This is a genomic window from Microbacterium sp. NPDC057741, from assembly GCF_042798735.1.
GTDB lineage: Bacteria > Actinomycetota > Actinomycetes > Actinomycetales > Microbacteriaceae > Microbacterium.
In genome coordinates, this window is record NZ_JBHVJW010000007.1 from 84901 (window position 1) to 98140 (window position 13240).

Annotated in this window: 15 protein-coding genes; 8 read left to right on the top strand and 7 right to left on the bottom strand. The window is 67.9% G+C overall.

Annotated elements, in window-relative coordinates; genetic code table 11:
* Nucleotides 1–141 precede the first annotated feature (141 nt).
* The 4 genes from ACFVDO_RS18135 (at nucleotide 142) to ACFVDO_RS18150 (ending at nucleotide 4152) form a co-directional block, all read left to right on the top strand.
* Entirely contained in the window at nucleotides 142–1590 is a 1449-nt protein-coding gene (locus ACFVDO_RS18135) for a DUF222 domain-containing protein (protein WP_378859016.1), read from the top strand.
* A 98-nt stretch (nucleotides 1591–1688) separates the two neighbouring features.
* Nucleotides 1689–2279, top strand: a complete 591-nt coding sequence (locus tag ACFVDO_RS18140) for a TetR/AcrR family transcriptional regulator (protein WP_378859017.1) — start codon at nucleotides 1689–1691, stop codon at nucleotides 2277–2279.
* Complete coding sequence (locus ACFVDO_RS18145; protein WP_378859018.1) at nucleotides 2276–2929, top strand: NAD(P)-dependent oxidoreductase; 654 nt, start codon at nucleotides 2276–2278, stop codon at nucleotides 2927–2929. Before ACFVDO_RS18140 ends, ACFVDO_RS18145 begins: the two co-directional genes overlap by 4 nt.
* A gap of 296 nt (nucleotides 2930–3225) precedes the next feature.
* A complete protein-coding gene (locus tag ACFVDO_RS18150) occupies nucleotides 3226–4152 on the top strand; it encodes a DUF808 domain-containing protein (RefSeq protein ID WP_378859019.1) in 927 nt (308 codons plus the stop codon).
* On the opposite strand, the gene ACFVDO_RS18155 is transcribed toward ACFVDO_RS18150, so the two are convergent.
* Genes ACFVDO_RS18155 through corA form a run of 5 tightly spaced genes read right to left on the bottom strand, consistent with a single transcriptional unit; the run spans nucleotide 4143 to nucleotide 8731 of the window.
* Entirely contained in the window at nucleotides 4143–4361 is a 219-nt protein-coding gene (locus ACFVDO_RS18155; RefSeq protein WP_378859020.1) for a hypothetical protein, read from the bottom strand. The two genes, ACFVDO_RS18150 and ACFVDO_RS18155, sit on opposite strands and share 10 nt — an antisense overlap.
* Before the next feature lie 3 nt (nucleotides 4362–4364).
* Complete coding sequence (locus tag ACFVDO_RS18160) at nucleotides 4365–5714, bottom strand: S41 family peptidase (RefSeq protein ID WP_378859021.1); 1350 nt, start codon at nucleotides 5712–5714, stop codon at nucleotides 4365–4367.
* 7 nt (nucleotides 5715–5721) lie between these two features.
* Entirely contained in the window at nucleotides 5722–6168 is a 447-nt protein-coding gene (locus ACFVDO_RS18165) for a GNAT family N-acetyltransferase (RefSeq protein WP_378859022.1), read from the bottom strand.
* A 22-nt stretch (nucleotides 6169–6190) separates the two neighbouring features.
* Nucleotides 6191–7744 (bottom strand): dolichyl-phosphate-mannose--protein mannosyltransferase, encoded by a 1554-nt coding sequence (locus ACFVDO_RS18170; protein WP_378859023.1) that lies wholly within the window; start codon nucleotides 7742–7744, stop codon nucleotides 6191–6193.
* Nucleotides 7745–7753: 9 nt separating this feature from the next.
* On the bottom strand, nucleotides 7754–8731 hold the full coding sequence (gene corA / locus ACFVDO_RS18175) for a magnesium/cobalt transporter CorA (RefSeq protein ID WP_378859024.1): 978 nt from the start codon (nucleotides 8729–8731) through the stop codon (nucleotides 7754–7756).
* Between the two features lie 22 nt (nucleotides 8732–8753).
* Between corA and rsmI the strand changes: the two genes are divergently transcribed.
* From rsmI to ACFVDO_RS18190, 3 genes are read left to right on the top strand one after another with little or no spacing between them, the layout of a single operon-like run.
* Entirely contained in the window at nucleotides 8754–9575 is an 822-nt protein-coding gene (gene rsmI, locus ACFVDO_RS18180) for a 16S rRNA (cytidine(1402)-2'-O)-methyltransferase (RefSeq protein WP_378859025.1), read from the top strand.
* Nucleotides 9575–10213 carry a uridine kinase gene (locus tag ACFVDO_RS18185; protein WP_378859026.1) on the top strand — a complete coding sequence of 213 codons (639 nt, stop codon included), beginning with the start codon at nucleotides 9575–9577 and terminating at the stop codon, nucleotides 10211–10213. Before rsmI ends, ACFVDO_RS18185 begins: the two co-directional genes overlap by 1 nt.
* Nucleotides 10214–10267: 54 nt before the next feature.
* Nucleotides 10268–10879 (top strand): class I SAM-dependent methyltransferase, encoded by a 612-nt coding sequence (locus ACFVDO_RS18190; RefSeq protein WP_378859027.1) that lies wholly within the window; start codon nucleotides 10268–10270, stop codon nucleotides 10877–10879.
* A 26-nt stretch (nucleotides 10880–10905) separates the two neighbouring features.
* On the opposite strand, the gene ACFVDO_RS18195 is transcribed toward ACFVDO_RS18190, so the two are convergent.
* Together ACFVDO_RS18195 and ACFVDO_RS18200 are read right to left on the bottom strand one after the other, a co-directional pair.
* Complete coding sequence (locus tag ACFVDO_RS18195) at nucleotides 10906–11178, bottom strand: hypothetical protein (protein ID WP_378859028.1); 273 nt, start codon at nucleotides 11176–11178, stop codon at nucleotides 10906–10908.
* Nucleotides 11168–11416: a hypothetical protein gene (locus ACFVDO_RS18200; RefSeq protein ID WP_378859029.1), complete on the bottom strand. Its 249-nt coding sequence runs from the start codon at nucleotides 11414–11416 to the stop codon at nucleotides 11168–11170. The genes ACFVDO_RS18195 and ACFVDO_RS18200 overlap by 11 nt, the downstream gene beginning before the upstream one ends.
* Before the next feature lie 238 nt (nucleotides 11417–11654).
* Here ACFVDO_RS18200 and metG point away from each other — a divergent pair, with 238 nt between their 5' ends.
* Nucleotides 11655–13229 carry a methionine--tRNA ligase gene (metG, locus tag ACFVDO_RS18205; RefSeq protein ID WP_378859030.1) on the top strand — a complete coding sequence of 525 codons (1575 nt, stop codon included), beginning with the start codon at nucleotides 11655–11657 and terminating at the stop codon, nucleotides 13227–13229.
* Nucleotides 13230–13240: the final 11 nt, after the last annotated feature.

Here is a 13240-nt window from a genome sequence, read left to right on the forward strand (position 1 = left end):
CGGATGCTGCTGCGGCTTCGCCCCTTTCGAGTGCTTCCCGGTGCTCGATCTTGCGGGTTCGAATAGTTGGTTCAATCTGGGGTTTAAGGTTTAGTGTGAAAGTATGTTCGAATGTCGGTGGCCCTCGGTTGAATGGAGGGTATGAACAGCGTCGTGGTGGACCGGGTGGAGGCTCTGGTGACAGAGCTTTCTTCGGTGCTGACTGACGCGTTCGAGGGGGAGGTTCTTCCTGACTTGTCGGATGCTGAGCTGATGCGGTTGTTGGAGGTCGCGGGGCGGATTCAGCGGTGTGTGGACGGCGTGCTGGTGGAGGCGGCGGTGCAGGTGCGGGAGCGGTCGGAGGGGCTGCGGGACGAGCGGCTGACGACCGGGCACGGGTGCCGGCGGCCGATCGACCTGCTCTCGATGGTGTGCCGGATCGACTCGGCGCAGGCGGCGCGGGTGGTCCGCGCCGCCGGATATCTGGCGCGGACTCGGGGGATCACGGACGGGACGTTCCTGCCGGCGAAATACGACCGGTTGCGTGCGGCGCTGCTGGCGGGGGATGTCGGGTTGGGTGGGCTGCTGGCTGCGGCGGATCCGGTCGAGCACTCCCGCACCCGGATCGGTGAGGAGCAGCGGGTGGCTGCGGACCGACTGGTCGCCGCGTACGCGACCGGGGTTGTGCTGCATCCGGATACTGGCATCGAGGTCGGGCGGGTGCCTGTGCCGTCGCCGGGAGAGGTGGCGGATTTCTCCCGGGCGGTGGTGGCGGTGCTGGACCCGGATGGGGCCGAGCCGGATGATGAGCGGGCATCCCGCAACAGGGGCATCCGGTTCGGGAGACTCCGAGACGGCGTCTACCCGGTCTCGGGTGGGCTGCTGCCGGACGTGTACGCGCAATGGTCACGGCTCAATGACACGCTGCTCAGCCCGCGTGTGGGTGCTGGGGTCTGTTTCGTGGAGACCCCCGAGGCCGACGGGAATCCGAACGGCGGCACGGATGACGGGGATGATCGCACCCGGGCGCAGAAGCTGCATGACGTGCTGGCGACGATCCTGACCGTCGCCGCCCGTGGCGGGGAGTTGCCCGACCTGGGTGGTGCCGCCCCGACTCTTGTGGTCACGGTGACCGCCGCTGACTATGCCGCCGGCACCGGGTACGCGCACGTGGATGGTGCCGACGACGGGCCGGTCCCGGTGCGGGTGGCTGCTCAGACCGGGTGTGCCGGCGGCATCCAGCGGGTGATGTTCGATGACCGCGGCCGGATCGTCGGTCTGGGCACGTCCGGGCGGATCTTCAACGCGCTGCAGCGGCGGGCGATCATCGCCCGCGACGGCGGATGCGTCGTGCCAGGGTGCACGATCCCAGCGACCTGGTGCGAGATCCACCACGCCACAGAACACGCCCACGGCGGCCCCACGCACACCGACAACGGGGTCGCACTGTGCTGGCACCACCACCGCACCCTGCACCTGTCGCACTGGCAGATCCGCATCAGAGCCGGCGTCCCCGAGATCCGCGGACCGGCCTGGTGGGACAGGCGACGAGACTGGCATCCCACCAACAGAGGCCGCCTACGCACCCTTGCCGACCGCGCAAGCCCCTGACACCACGGGCGCGGCAGTTGCCAGGACTCCCCGTTCGAGTGGTTTGACACGTGACCAATAGAAGTGCCATTGTTAGTCACATGTCAAACAATGATCGGATGAGCCCGGCGGACCGATCTGAGCAGATTGTCCGCATTGCGGCTGAGCACTTCGCTCGGGACGGTATCGCGGGCGCTTCCATGCGGGCGATCGCAACCGACGCACGGGTCACCCGGGCGCTCGTGTACCACTACTTCCCCGGCAAGGAAGCGCTCCTGAACGCCGTGCTGCGCCGCGAGTCCGACCTGCTCCTGGAAGCGACCAGACCAGACCCGGCACTCAGCGCCAGGGCGAACCTGCGTCGTGCGCTCGGCGCCTATCTCGATTTCTTCGAGGCGAGCCGCGGCGGGGTGCGGGAGCTGTACAGCCCCGCTTCGACCGTTCCGGCCGTCGGCGAGCTCGCGGAAGCGAACCATGAAGTGCACGTGCGATGGCTTCTTGGATACACCGAGGTGCAGGACTCCCCGCGGGCGCGTCTGGCACTCGGCGGGTGGCTCGCGTTCGTCGAGTACGCCGCCCGCCAATCGGTCGGCGGCGGCAACGTGGCCAGCGCCGACGTCATCGACCTCTGCGTCTCCGCGCTCGAAGGCGCACTGGGCGTCTCGCTCGCCGACCTGCAGCCCATCAACCAGAAAGAGTCTTCAGAATGAGAATCGTCGTACTCGGAGCCACCGGCAATGTCGGCTCCCGCCTCACCGCCCAGGCCGCCAGTGAAGGACACCAGGTTGTCGCTTTCGCCCGACGCCCGGATGCTGTCGCCACGGGAGAAGGTGTGACTGTCGTCGCTGGGTCCGCAGAGGATGTCGTCAGCCTCGAGCAGGCTGCAAAAGGCGCAGACGCCGTCGTGGTGTCGATCACCGGCAAAATGAGCGATGGCTCCTTCATGCAGCAGCGCCTACCCGGGATCATCACTGCAACGAAGCAGGCCGGTGTGCGCCGCCTGATCCTCGTTTCGGTCTTCGGCGCCGGTGACACTGCCGGCAAAGCGTCCGCCTTCGGACGCCTGATCTACAAGACGGCGCTCAGCAAGTTCCTCAGGGACAAAGCCGCCGCCGACCAGATCCTGCAGCGCTCCGGCCTCGACTGGACGATCGTGTACCCGGTCAACCTCAAGGCGGCACCCGCGCTCTCACAGGGCGCTTCCATCAAGAACCTCAGCGAAGTAGCGAGAGTGCCCGGTCTCCCGACTCTGCCGTTGGACAACGCCGCCGCGGCAATCATGGACGTCGTCACAGACCCGCGCACGATCGGCCAGCGGCTGCTGATCACCACCCCGACGGGTTTCAAGCTCTCAGCTTGAGAGCCGTGCATGGCCCATCTGGGGAGCGGTCACGCAGCTCCAGGGGCTCGTCCAGCTGGCAGTGGCGGGGCCTCGCCACCCGCTAGGACGAACACGCGATCGTCCATCCGGCCGCAGTCCTCATCCACGCCGCGATCGCATGGTCACGACCATTGTCGGACACGCCTCAGGCCGCACATCGCCTGGGCCACCCGAAGACGCCAGGGGACCGCCGGCGGGAACGGCGCTCGTGGCCGGGTAGCAGCCGCTACCCTTCGTAGGGGCCGCAACGGCCCTCGAGAACCCGGGGAGAATGCATGTCGGTTGGTCTGCTGGCGGTCGTCGACGACATCCTGAGCGCCGCGATGAAGGCGTCGGCCAAGGCCGCAGGAGTGGTGATCGACGACGCCGCCGTCACTCCGCAGTACGTGCAGGGCCTGACTCCCGCGCGTGAGCTTCCCGTGGTCGGGCGCATCGCGCTCGGGTCGCTGGGCAACAAGTTCCTGATCATCATCCCGGTGGCGCTCGTCCTCACAGCATTCGCGCCCGCCGTTCTGCCCTATCTGCTGATCGTCGGCGGTGTGTACCTGTGCTTCGAGGGCGCCGAGAAGGTGCTCGAGTGGTTCGGCTTCGGGCACGGCCACGAGGACGAGGGCGCCCGCGACGAGAAACGCCTGGTCTGGGGCGCCATCCGCACCGACCTCATCCTGTCGACGGAGATCATGCTCATCTCGCTGGCCAGCCTCGAAAAGGGGCTGGGCTTCTGGCAGACGCTGGCGATCCTCGCTGTGATCGCCCTGGTCATGACGATCGTGGTCTACGGTGCCGTCGCCCTGCTGGTGAAGATCGACGACATCGGCCTGAAGATGGCCAAGAACCCGGTGCGCCGCGTGCGGCACACCGGAACCCGCATCGTTCGCTCGATGCCCGCAGTGTTCCGTGTGATCAGCGTGGTCGGCACCGTCGCCATGCTCTGGGTCGGCGGCCACCTCGTGATCGTCAACCTCGGCGAGGTCGGGTTCCATCTCCCGGCCGACCTGCTGCACGGCGTCGAAGAGGTTCTCGCCCCGCTCGGCGGTTTCGTCGTCTGGATCGGCGACACCGCGATCTCCGCCGTCGGCGGCATGGTCGTCGGCCTCATCGTCGTCGGTATCGTGCTCGGCGTCGGCCGCCTGTTCGGCCGCCGCCCGAACTTCGACGAGGGGCACCACAAGCCGGCCCCGGAAGAGGCCGCTCAGCGCTGATTGCGCGGATGCTGCCTCGCGGTTCGCTCGTTCCCGCGACGATAGTTCCCGGTCACCCGGGCCATCAGCAACTGCGGATCCCCGCCTTCGACCTCGTCGAGGAACTCGGCGGCGCGCATCCCGCGCAGCACCGTCGCCGTCCTGCCGTGATGCGTGATCACGACGTCTTCACCGCGGACGCTGTACGAGAAGCCGTTCGGAGCGGGCATGTGTCAGCCCCGACCCTCATCCGGCCGTATGCCGCGGAACTCCACGGGATGGCCGTACCGGTCGTACGTGATGGCTGTGCTGACCGCGAGGTCGATTCCGGGGAGCAGGGGGATCCGGCGCGGCCGCCCAGAGCCACCGCCGGTCGGCGAGCCGGTCACGGTGACGTGCTCCAGGCCCTGCAGCCCGAGGATGAAGTCCTCGCTCGCGGAGTACGTCATCGCATCGATCAGGATGTCCAGGGTGCCGGGCCACCGTGATCTCGAGCTGGGCTCAGCCCACCGCTCCCGCTGGGGCCCCAGCCCTCCACGGCCGTCGGTGAAGGCGAAGCTGCCGATCGCCGTGCGCTCCCGCAGGAATCGGTCCCGCAGATCCGTGGCGAGCAGGATGGATCCACCGGGATTGCCGCGCAGGTCGAGCGTCAGGTGATCGGATGCCTGCGCGCGAGCGAAGACGTCGTCGAATGCCGCGTGGAGGTCGACGCGGGCGTCGAAGGCGCGGACGCGCACGCGGAGATCGCCGTCCGGCCCGCGCGCGACCTGCACCATGCCGTCCACGGTCGGCGGCACAGTTTGTTCGACCCAGCCGGCCGTCTGCCCCGAAGGGCCACGTGCGAGGAATGTGCGCTCTTCGCCCGTGAACGCGAGTGCGCGCCGCGCGCGCACCTGCGACAGCTGCTGCGGCGATGCACCGACCGTCCGGATGAAGTGCTCAGCGTTCTCTATCTCCACGGTCCACCCGGGGCGCACACCGGCGAGCCACGCGGCGCTTCCCGCCGGAACGTCGCTCAGGTGCACGCCGTCGGCGTCGAGCGAACCGCGATAGGGAGGGTTGAAAGCACCCGGCCCGCGGGTCTTGATGCCGGTGTGGGCATCTCCGAGTTCCGCCAGCCATGCGGCGGCGAAGTCGGTGAAGTCCTCGACAGCGGGCGTTTCGCCGAGGTGCCGCGCGCAGATCGCGTCCCAGTCGAGTCCGCGGAGACCGAAGTACGGATAGGTGTTCGCGACCTCTTTGCGCACGAGCGCGATGGCCTCCTCGGCCGAGACCACGGGCTCGACGACGACCTCCGCGAGGTCACGACCGACCAGGCTGTGCACGGCGTTCAGCGTGGCGACGAATTCCGCTTCCGTCGCAGCGACCGAGACCAACCGGCCGGGCGCATCCCAGTGCAGCCTCGGCGCGGCGTCCGCTGAGGGGTCGATCACCCAGGCATCCTCACCAGGCCGCGCCCTGCGGATCACCAGGTTTCGCCCGAGGACGGTCTCGAACTCCTCCTTCTCGTCGGCGACGAGGCGGCGCAGTCCTTCGCTCAGAGGGAGCGCGGAGAGATCGAGGACGAGGTCCGGTGTCGTCACGTCGGTCTCAAGCAGTCTTGATCTGGTAGTGGATCATGCCAGAGCGCGTGGCGACGCGATCGTAGAGCGCCCGTGCCGTCGTGTTCGACTCGGCGGTGAGCCAGTACACCTTGGCGGAGCCGTTCTGCTCGGCCCAGTCCCGGACGTGCTCGATCAGCAGCCTGCCGGCGCCGGTGCCGCGGGCATCCGGCGCGACGAACAGGTCCTCGAGATAGCAGTAGTCCGTCGCCGTCCACGTGGCCGGATGCGTCAGCCAGTGCACCAGGCCGATCGCCGTGCCGTCGTCGTCGCGGGCCAGCACGCCGTGGATGCCGGATGCCGGGTCGACCAGGCGCGCGAACGTGGCCGCCGTCGTCTCGTCGTCGAGCGTCGACTCGTAGAACGTCAGGTATCCGTTCCAGAGTGCGAACCACTCGTCGAAGTCGTCGGGCGTGATGGGCGCGATCGTCGTCATCCGACGAGCGTATCGAAGGCGATCAGATCCAGCCCGGCATCCAGTTGTGGATGAGCCAGAACCCGTACGGCACGCTCATGCCGGTCCAGACAGGGTAGAAGAACGCCGACAGCAGCGTCGCCACGATCAGGAACACGACGACCGTGCGTTGCCCGGCCTGACGCCTGTCCAACGCAGCATCGGCTGGGCCGGCGAGCGATCTCAGCGCGACGGCCAGCGCGATCACGACGAACGGCACCATCACCACCGTGTAGAACTGGAAGATCGTGCGCTCGGGGTAGAGCAGCCACGGCACGTAGGTCACCGCCAGGCCGACGAGCGGCACGGTGAACGCCGGTCCGACCGGCCGCCGGTCGATCAGCCCGCGCACGAACCGGTACAGCAGATAGAGGGCGGCGGCCATGCCCGCGAACCAGATCAGCGGGTTCGGGACGGATGAGATCACCGAGATGCAGTGGTCGGTACCGCACCCGCCCTGCTCGTTGCCGACCCAGATCGCGGTCGGGCGCAGCATCAGCGGCCACTGCCACGCCGGGCTCGCATACGGATGCGAGGCGTGCAGGTTCACGTGGAACCCGTAGATCGCCTCGTGGTACTTCCACAGCTCGGCCAGCGCGTTGCCGCCCGCCGAGCGACCGTAACCGCCGGAAGTGACCAGCCATCCGGTCCACGAGACCAGGTACGTCAGCAGTGCGGCCGGCACCAGCATCAGGAACGAGATCGGGCCCTGCCTGAATGCGGCATCCGTCGGCCAGAACACGACGCCGGCACGCCGCCGAGCGAGTGCGTCGGAGACCACGACGTAGATGCCGAGTCCGGCGAGCACGTACAGCCCGGACCACTTCACGGCGGATGCCGCGCCGAGCGCGACGCCGGCGGCGAGAAGCCACGGCCGGTTCCAGAGCAGGCGGCCGAGCACCGGTTCGGCGACTTCTGGATCGGGCCGTTCGATGTACGGGATCGCGCGCCGCCTGTCGTAGAGCACGAACAGGAAGCCCAACAGCACGAAGAAGGTGAGGATGCCGTCCAGCAGCGCGATCCGGCTCAGCACGATGCTGATCCCGTCGATCGCCAGCAGGTACCCGGCGATCGTCGCGACTACGCGGGAGCGCGTCAGCTCCTTCGTGATCAGGTAGACCAGCAGCACGGAGAGGGTGCCGAGGATGGCCGTGGAGATGCGCCAGCCCACACCGGATCCGGGTCCGAATGCCGCCATCCCCAGAGCGATGAGCCACTTGCCCAGCGGCGGATGCACGACGAAACTGCCCTCGGTGCCGAGCGAGCTGGTGTCGCCCTTCAACAGCGCCTCGTTCGCACCGTCGCCCCAGGTGGCTTCGTAGCCGTTGACCCACAGCGACCAGGCATCCTTGACGTAGTACGTCTCGTCGAACATGATCGCGTTCGGATGCCCGAGGTTCGTCAGCCGCAGCACGGCGGCGAGCACCGTGACCAGCAGCGGCGGCAGCCATCGCATCACCCGATCCCACCGAGGCACGGCGATGATGCGATCGCGCAGCGCTTCGAGACGGGTCGAACGCCACTCGACAGGCGGCAGCAACGGGGCGTTCTCGGTCACCCTGAGAGCCTAGCCATCGGAGCCTGTCCAACCCTTGTGCCGGAACCAGGCCCACATGCCACCGGCGGCCACGGCCATCGTCCCCAGCCCGAGGAGGAAGAACGACCACGGACCGTCGAGCAGGTGCGTGACCTCCCAGCCGAAGTTCATGCCGAAGAACCCGGTGAGGAAACTCAGCGGCAGGAAGATCGACGCGATGATCGCCAGCTGCTTCGACGTCTCGCCCTGTCTGTTCGCGACAGTCGAGAGGTAGAGATCCGTGCACCCCGAGACCATCTCGTGGTACGAGTCGAGCTCGTCGGTGATGCGGATGAGATGGTCGTAGATGTCACGGAAGTAGTCGTGACTGTCAGCCTCGAGCCCGGCGAGATCGGCGATCACCTCGACCTCGCGGGCGAACACGTCGCGCATCGGCACGACGGCTCGTCGCAGCTTCAGCAGCAGCCGCTTCAGGCGGAACGTCGACTCCAGCTCCGCCCGGCCCGCACCCGAGACGATCGCGTCCTCGAGCTGATTGATCTCGTCGTCGAGGTCGGAGAGGATCGGGAAGAAGCTGTCCACCACGACGTCGATGATCTTGTAGACGTAGTACCGCTCCGACTTCGGCGCCGAGGAGCGCTCCAGCAGCGTCCTGACGCGCTGCAGGTCGGTGAACCGGTCGCCGTGCACGGTGACGATGAAGTCGCCGCTGAGATGGCAGTGCACCTCTTCGAGGGGATGCTCGTTCTCCTGCTCCGGCTGCACCTCGATGCCCGCCTGCAGCACGAGCAGCGCGGTGTCGCCGTAGGTGTCCAGCTTCGGTCGCTGCCCGAACTTCACGGAGTCCTCGACGGCGAGCGGATGCAGCCCGAGGAGTGCACCGAGACGCTCGATGTCCTCCTTCGGCGGAGAGACCAGGTCGAGCCAGAAGAACTCACCGCGCTCACGGAGAGCGCGGATCTCGTCGGCGTCGACGGAGTCGAGAATCCGGATGGCGGATGCTGTCACGGCACCAGCCTAAGCTGGGCGGGTGATCATCCTGGCGGCCACTCCGATCGGCAATCTCGGCGATGCATCCCGGCGACTGATCGAGGTGCTCGAGAACGCCGAGGTCGTCGCCGCGGAGGACACCCGCACCACGCAGCGGCTGTTGCAGGCGCTGCAGATCGACAACCGACCGAGACTGATCGCGCTGCACGACCACAACGAGAAGCAGAAGGCATCTGAGCTGGTCGCGCTCGCCGCGGAGCAGGACGTCGTCGTCGTGAGCGATGCCGGGATGCCCGCAGTGAGCGACCCCGGCTACGGGGTCGTCGCCGCCGCGGCAGAGGCCGGGGTCACCGTCACCGCCATTCCGGGGCCGAGCGCCGTGCTGATGGCTCTGGCGATCTCGGGCCTGCCCACGGATCGCTTCACGTTCGAGGGCTTCCTGCCGCGCAAACCGGGGGAGCGGCGGTCCTCCCTGACCGCGCTCGTCGCGGAACCGCGCACGATGGTGTTCTTCGAGTCGCCGTCCCGCCTCGCGGCATCGCTCGCCGACATGGGCTCCGCCTTCGGCGACGACCGCCGCATCGCCGTGTGCCGAGAGCTCACCAAGCTCTACGAGGAGGTGCGCCGCGGCACGGCGCCCGAACTCGTCGCCTGGGCCGAGCAGGGCGTCAAAGGTGAGATCGTCGTGGTCGTCGAGGGCGCAGCACCTGTCGCGATCTCGGCCGAGGATGCCGCCGCGCAGGTGCAGGCGCTCGTGGCATCCGGGATGCGGCTGAAGGACGCCTGCGCCGAGGTCGCCGCGGCGACGGGTTTGAGCTCCCGCGATCTGTACCAGCAGGCGCTCGCCGCGAAAAAGGCCTGATGTTCTGGACTGACTTCGTGGATGCCGTCCTCGGCGCCGTCGGCGTCGGAAGGCTCGTCGCGATCGACGGTGTCGACGGCAGCGGGAAGACCCGCTTCGCCGCGAACCTGGCGGAGCACATCTCGCAGCGACCGGTGATCATCATCCATCTCGACGACTTCCTCAATCCGGCCCGCATCCGGCATGCGCGCGGCCGGCACTCGAAGGTCGGCTTCTGGGAGGACACCTACGACTATGGCGCTCTGCGACGCGACGTGCTGGAACCGCTCGGGCGCGGAGGCGACGGTCGGTACCGGCCCGTCGCCTACGACCCGCGGCGTGACGAGTCGGTCCTCGGCGATGTGCTGCACGCTGATCCAGATGCACTCGTGCTGGTCGAGGGCATGTTCCTGCTGCGCGACGAGCTCGTCTCCCGCTGGGACGCGTCGATCCACCTCGACGTCCCGTTCGCGGTGACAGCGGCGCGCATGGCCGTCCGCGACGGCAGTCACCCCGATCCCGAGCATCCGTCGATGAGACGGTATGTCGGTGGTCAGCGCCTGTATTTCGCGGCGGCACGGCCGTGGGCGCGCGCGGACTTCGTCGTCGACAACAGCGACTACGAACGTCCACGGGTGATCTCCGCGCCCGCGCGCTGACGAGTGGGCATGCCGACGGCCGGCGGTGTCGGCGGCTGCCGGTACAGTCGGCGCGTGACCGACGTACAGACCGCCGCCGCATACGACGCCCGCGCCGCGGAGTACATCAAGCTTCTCGGCGACATCTCGCAGCTGGATGCCGCGGATGCCGACGCGATCGGGCGTTGGCGGGATGCGACGGCGGGACCGTTGCTGGATGCAGGTTGCGGGCCGGGTCTCTGGACGGCCTTCCTGAACGACGACGGGCACGAGGCGCAGGGGATCGACCTCTCGGCCGAGTTCATCACGTCGGCGCGGGAGCGGCATCGCGGGATCGACTTCCGAGTCGGGTCGTTCCGCGACCTGCCGTTTCCGGACGCCTCGTTCGGCGGCATCCTCGCCTGGTACTCCCTGATCCACACACCGCCCGAGGACCTGCCGGCGGTACTCGGGGAGTTCGCTCGAGTGCTCGAGCCCGGCGGCAGCATCCTGATCGGGTTCTTCGACGGCGAGCCTCGCGAGCCCTTCGCGCACGCCGTCACCGGTGCCTACTTCTGGGATGGTTCGGCGATGACCGCGCTGCTCGAGGAAGCCGGCTTCGCCGTCACCGCGTCCGAGCGCCGGGACAGGAGTCCCGGCGAAGCCAGCCGTCGTCCGCACGGCGCAGTCACGGCGCGGCGACGCTGACCGGCATCCTCGGTGCAATCAGGCGGTCAGGCCGCACCCGCGCGCCGGCGCGACCGCAGGATGACCTTGATCACGGCCAGCGCGAACAGCGCCACGCACACTGCGCCGATGAAGAACGCGCCAGGCAGACCGACAGCCGGACCGACCGTGCAGCCCATCGAGTCGCTGCCGGGAGGCGGGGTCTCACAGGATCCGACCTGATCCGCGAACGTCAGGAACACCACGATCGGCGCCAGGATCAGCACGAGGATCCACGGCCACAGTCTCCGCCGAGCGGCGGACCCCGAGTCAGTTCTCATCCCGCCCCCGCCTGACGACGGCGGTCACCGAGATGAGCACCGCCAGCGCGCAGAACCCGAAGATCACCCATGCAGCCGGCCACCCGACCGCGGGTCCGGACGTGCACTCCAGAGCATCAACCGCTGATTCCGGGCATGCTCCGCTCCAGTCCGCGAATGTCCACACGACCACGACGACTGCGCCGAAGATCACCAGCGACCACACCCACTGCGGCCATCGCTGCCGAGAAGCCTCCATACCCCCATACCCAACCCCCGAACGCATGCCGAGGCAACCCCACAATCCCAGAAGCGCCGAGGCACTTCACCAGAAGCACGAGCGCGCCGGGATGTTCCCGAAGCGAGCATCGGGGAGGAGCGAAGCGGAGGGGCCCCGCTCTGCGAGCGCAGGGAACATCCCGGCGCGCGTACCCTCCAGCATCCGCACCCCGGTCACACGACCAAGACACTTGCCCATCCCGCCTAGAATCGAACGCATGCCCGCAGGCGAATCGTTCTACATCACCACGCCGATCTACTACCCCAGCGACGTGCCGCACATCGGCCACGGCTACACGTCCGTCGCCGTCGACACTCTCGCGCGCTGGCACCGCCAGGCGGGCGATGACACGTGGATGCTCACCGGCACCGACGAGCACGGTCAGAAGATGCTGCGGGCGGCGGCCGCGAACAACGTCACGCCGCAGGAGTGGGTGGACAAGCTCGTCACCGAGTCGTGGTTCCCGCTGCTGAAGACGCTCGACGTCGCCAACGACGACTTCATCCGCACCACGCAGGAGCGGCATGAGACCAACGTGCAGGTCTTCTTCCAGAAGCTGTACGACGCGGGCTACATCTACGCCGGCGAGTACGAGGCGCTGTACTGCGTGGGCTGTGAGGAGTTCAAGCCCGAGTCCGAGATCGTCGACGGCACCGGGCCGTTCGAGGGCCTGAAGGTCTGCGCGATCCACTCCAAACCGCTCGAGCTGCTTCAGGAGAAGAACTACTTCTTCAAGCTCAGCGAGTTCCAGGACCGCCTGCTCGAGCTGTACAAGACCGAGCCCGACTTCGTGCGGCCCGATTCGGCGCGCAACGAGGTCGTCTCGTTCGTGAGTCAGGGGCTGAAGGATCTCTCGATCTCGCGTTCGACCTTCGACTGGGGCATCCCGCTGCCCTGGGACGAGTCGCACGTCATCTACGTGTGGGTCGATGCGCTGCTGAACTACGCCACGGCGATCGGCTACGGCGCCGACCAGGAGACCTTCGATCGCCGCTGGCCGGGCTACCATGTGGTCGGCAAGGACATCCTGCGCTTCCACGCCGTGATCTGGCCCGCCATGCTGATGGCCGCGGGGCTCGACGTTCCCAAGGGCGTGTTCGCCCACGGCTGGCTCCTCGTCGGCGGCGAGAAGATGTCGAAGTCGAAGCTCACCGGCATCGCGCCGACCGAGATCACCGACGTGTTCGGCTCCGACGCTTACCGCTTCTACTTCCTCTCCGCGATCGCATTCGGCCAGGACGGATCGTTCTCGTGGGAAGACCTGTCCGCTCGGTATCAGGCCGAGCTCGCGAACGGGTTCGGCAACCTGGCATCCCGCACGATCGCGATGATCGAGAAGTACTTCGACGGCGTCGTTCCCGCACCGTCCGAGTACACCGAGCAGGATCTCGTCGTGCAGAGGGTCGTCGCGGATGCCGCTTCGAACGCGGATGCCGCTGTCTCGAATTTCCGCATCGACGAGGGCATCCGCGCGATCTGGACCATCGTCGACGAGCTGAACGGCTACATCACCGAGAACGAGCCGTGGGCGCTCGCCCGCGACGAGGAGCAGCGCGACCGTCTGGCCACCGTGCTCTACACGTGCGCAGAGGGCCTGCGCGCCCTCGCGGTGCTGCTCTCGCCGGTGATGCCGCAGTCCACCCAGAAGCTCTGGGCGGCGCTGGGCGCCGAGTCGCTCGGCGCGCTGGCTGCGCAGCCGATCCGCGAGGCCGGTGCATGGGGCATCCTGCAGCCGGGCACTCAGGTGAGCGCGCTCGCACCGCTGTTCCCGCGCGTCGAGCAGACCGTCTGACCGACGCCGCA

Excerpts from the sequence above, each read along its gene's own strand:
- ACFVDO_RS18135 (WP_378859016.1), top strand. The coding sequence starts at position 142 with ATGAACAGCGTCGTGGTGGACCGGGTGGAGGCTCTGGTGACAGAGCTT.
- ACFVDO_RS18140 (WP_378859017.1), top strand. The coding sequence starts at position 1,689 with ATGAGCCCGGCGGACCGATCTGAGCAGATTGTCCGCATTGCGGCTGAG.
- ACFVDO_RS18145 (WP_378859018.1), top strand. The coding sequence starts at position 2,276 with ATGAGAATCGTCGTACTCGGAGCCACCGGCAATGTCGGCTCCCGCCTC.
- ACFVDO_RS18150 (WP_378859019.1), top strand. The coding sequence starts at position 3,226 with ATGTCGGTTGGTCTGCTGGCGGTCGTCGACGACATCCTGAGCGCCGCG.
- ACFVDO_RS18155 (WP_378859020.1), bottom strand. The coding sequence starts at position 4,361 with ATGCCCGCTCCGAACGGCTTCTCGTACAGCGTCCGCGGTGAAGACGTC.
- ACFVDO_RS18165 (WP_378859022.1), bottom strand. The coding sequence starts at position 6,168 with ATGACGACGATCGCGCCCATCACGCCCGACGACTTCGACGAGTGGTTC.
- ACFVDO_RS18185 (WP_378859026.1), top strand. The coding sequence starts at position 9,575 with ATGTTCTGGACTGACTTCGTGGATGCCGTCCTCGGCGCCGTCGGCGTC.
- ACFVDO_RS18195 (WP_378859028.1), bottom strand. The coding sequence starts at position 11,178 with ATGAGAACTGACTCGGGGTCCGCCGCTCGGCGGAGACTGTGGCCGTGG.
- ACFVDO_RS18200 (WP_378859029.1), bottom strand. The coding sequence starts at position 11,416 with ATGGAGGCTTCTCGGCAGCGATGGCCGCAGTGGGTGTGGTCGCTGGTG.
- metG (WP_378859030.1), top strand. The coding sequence starts at position 11,655 with ATGCCCGCAGGCGAATCGTTCTACATCACCACGCCGATCTACTACCCC.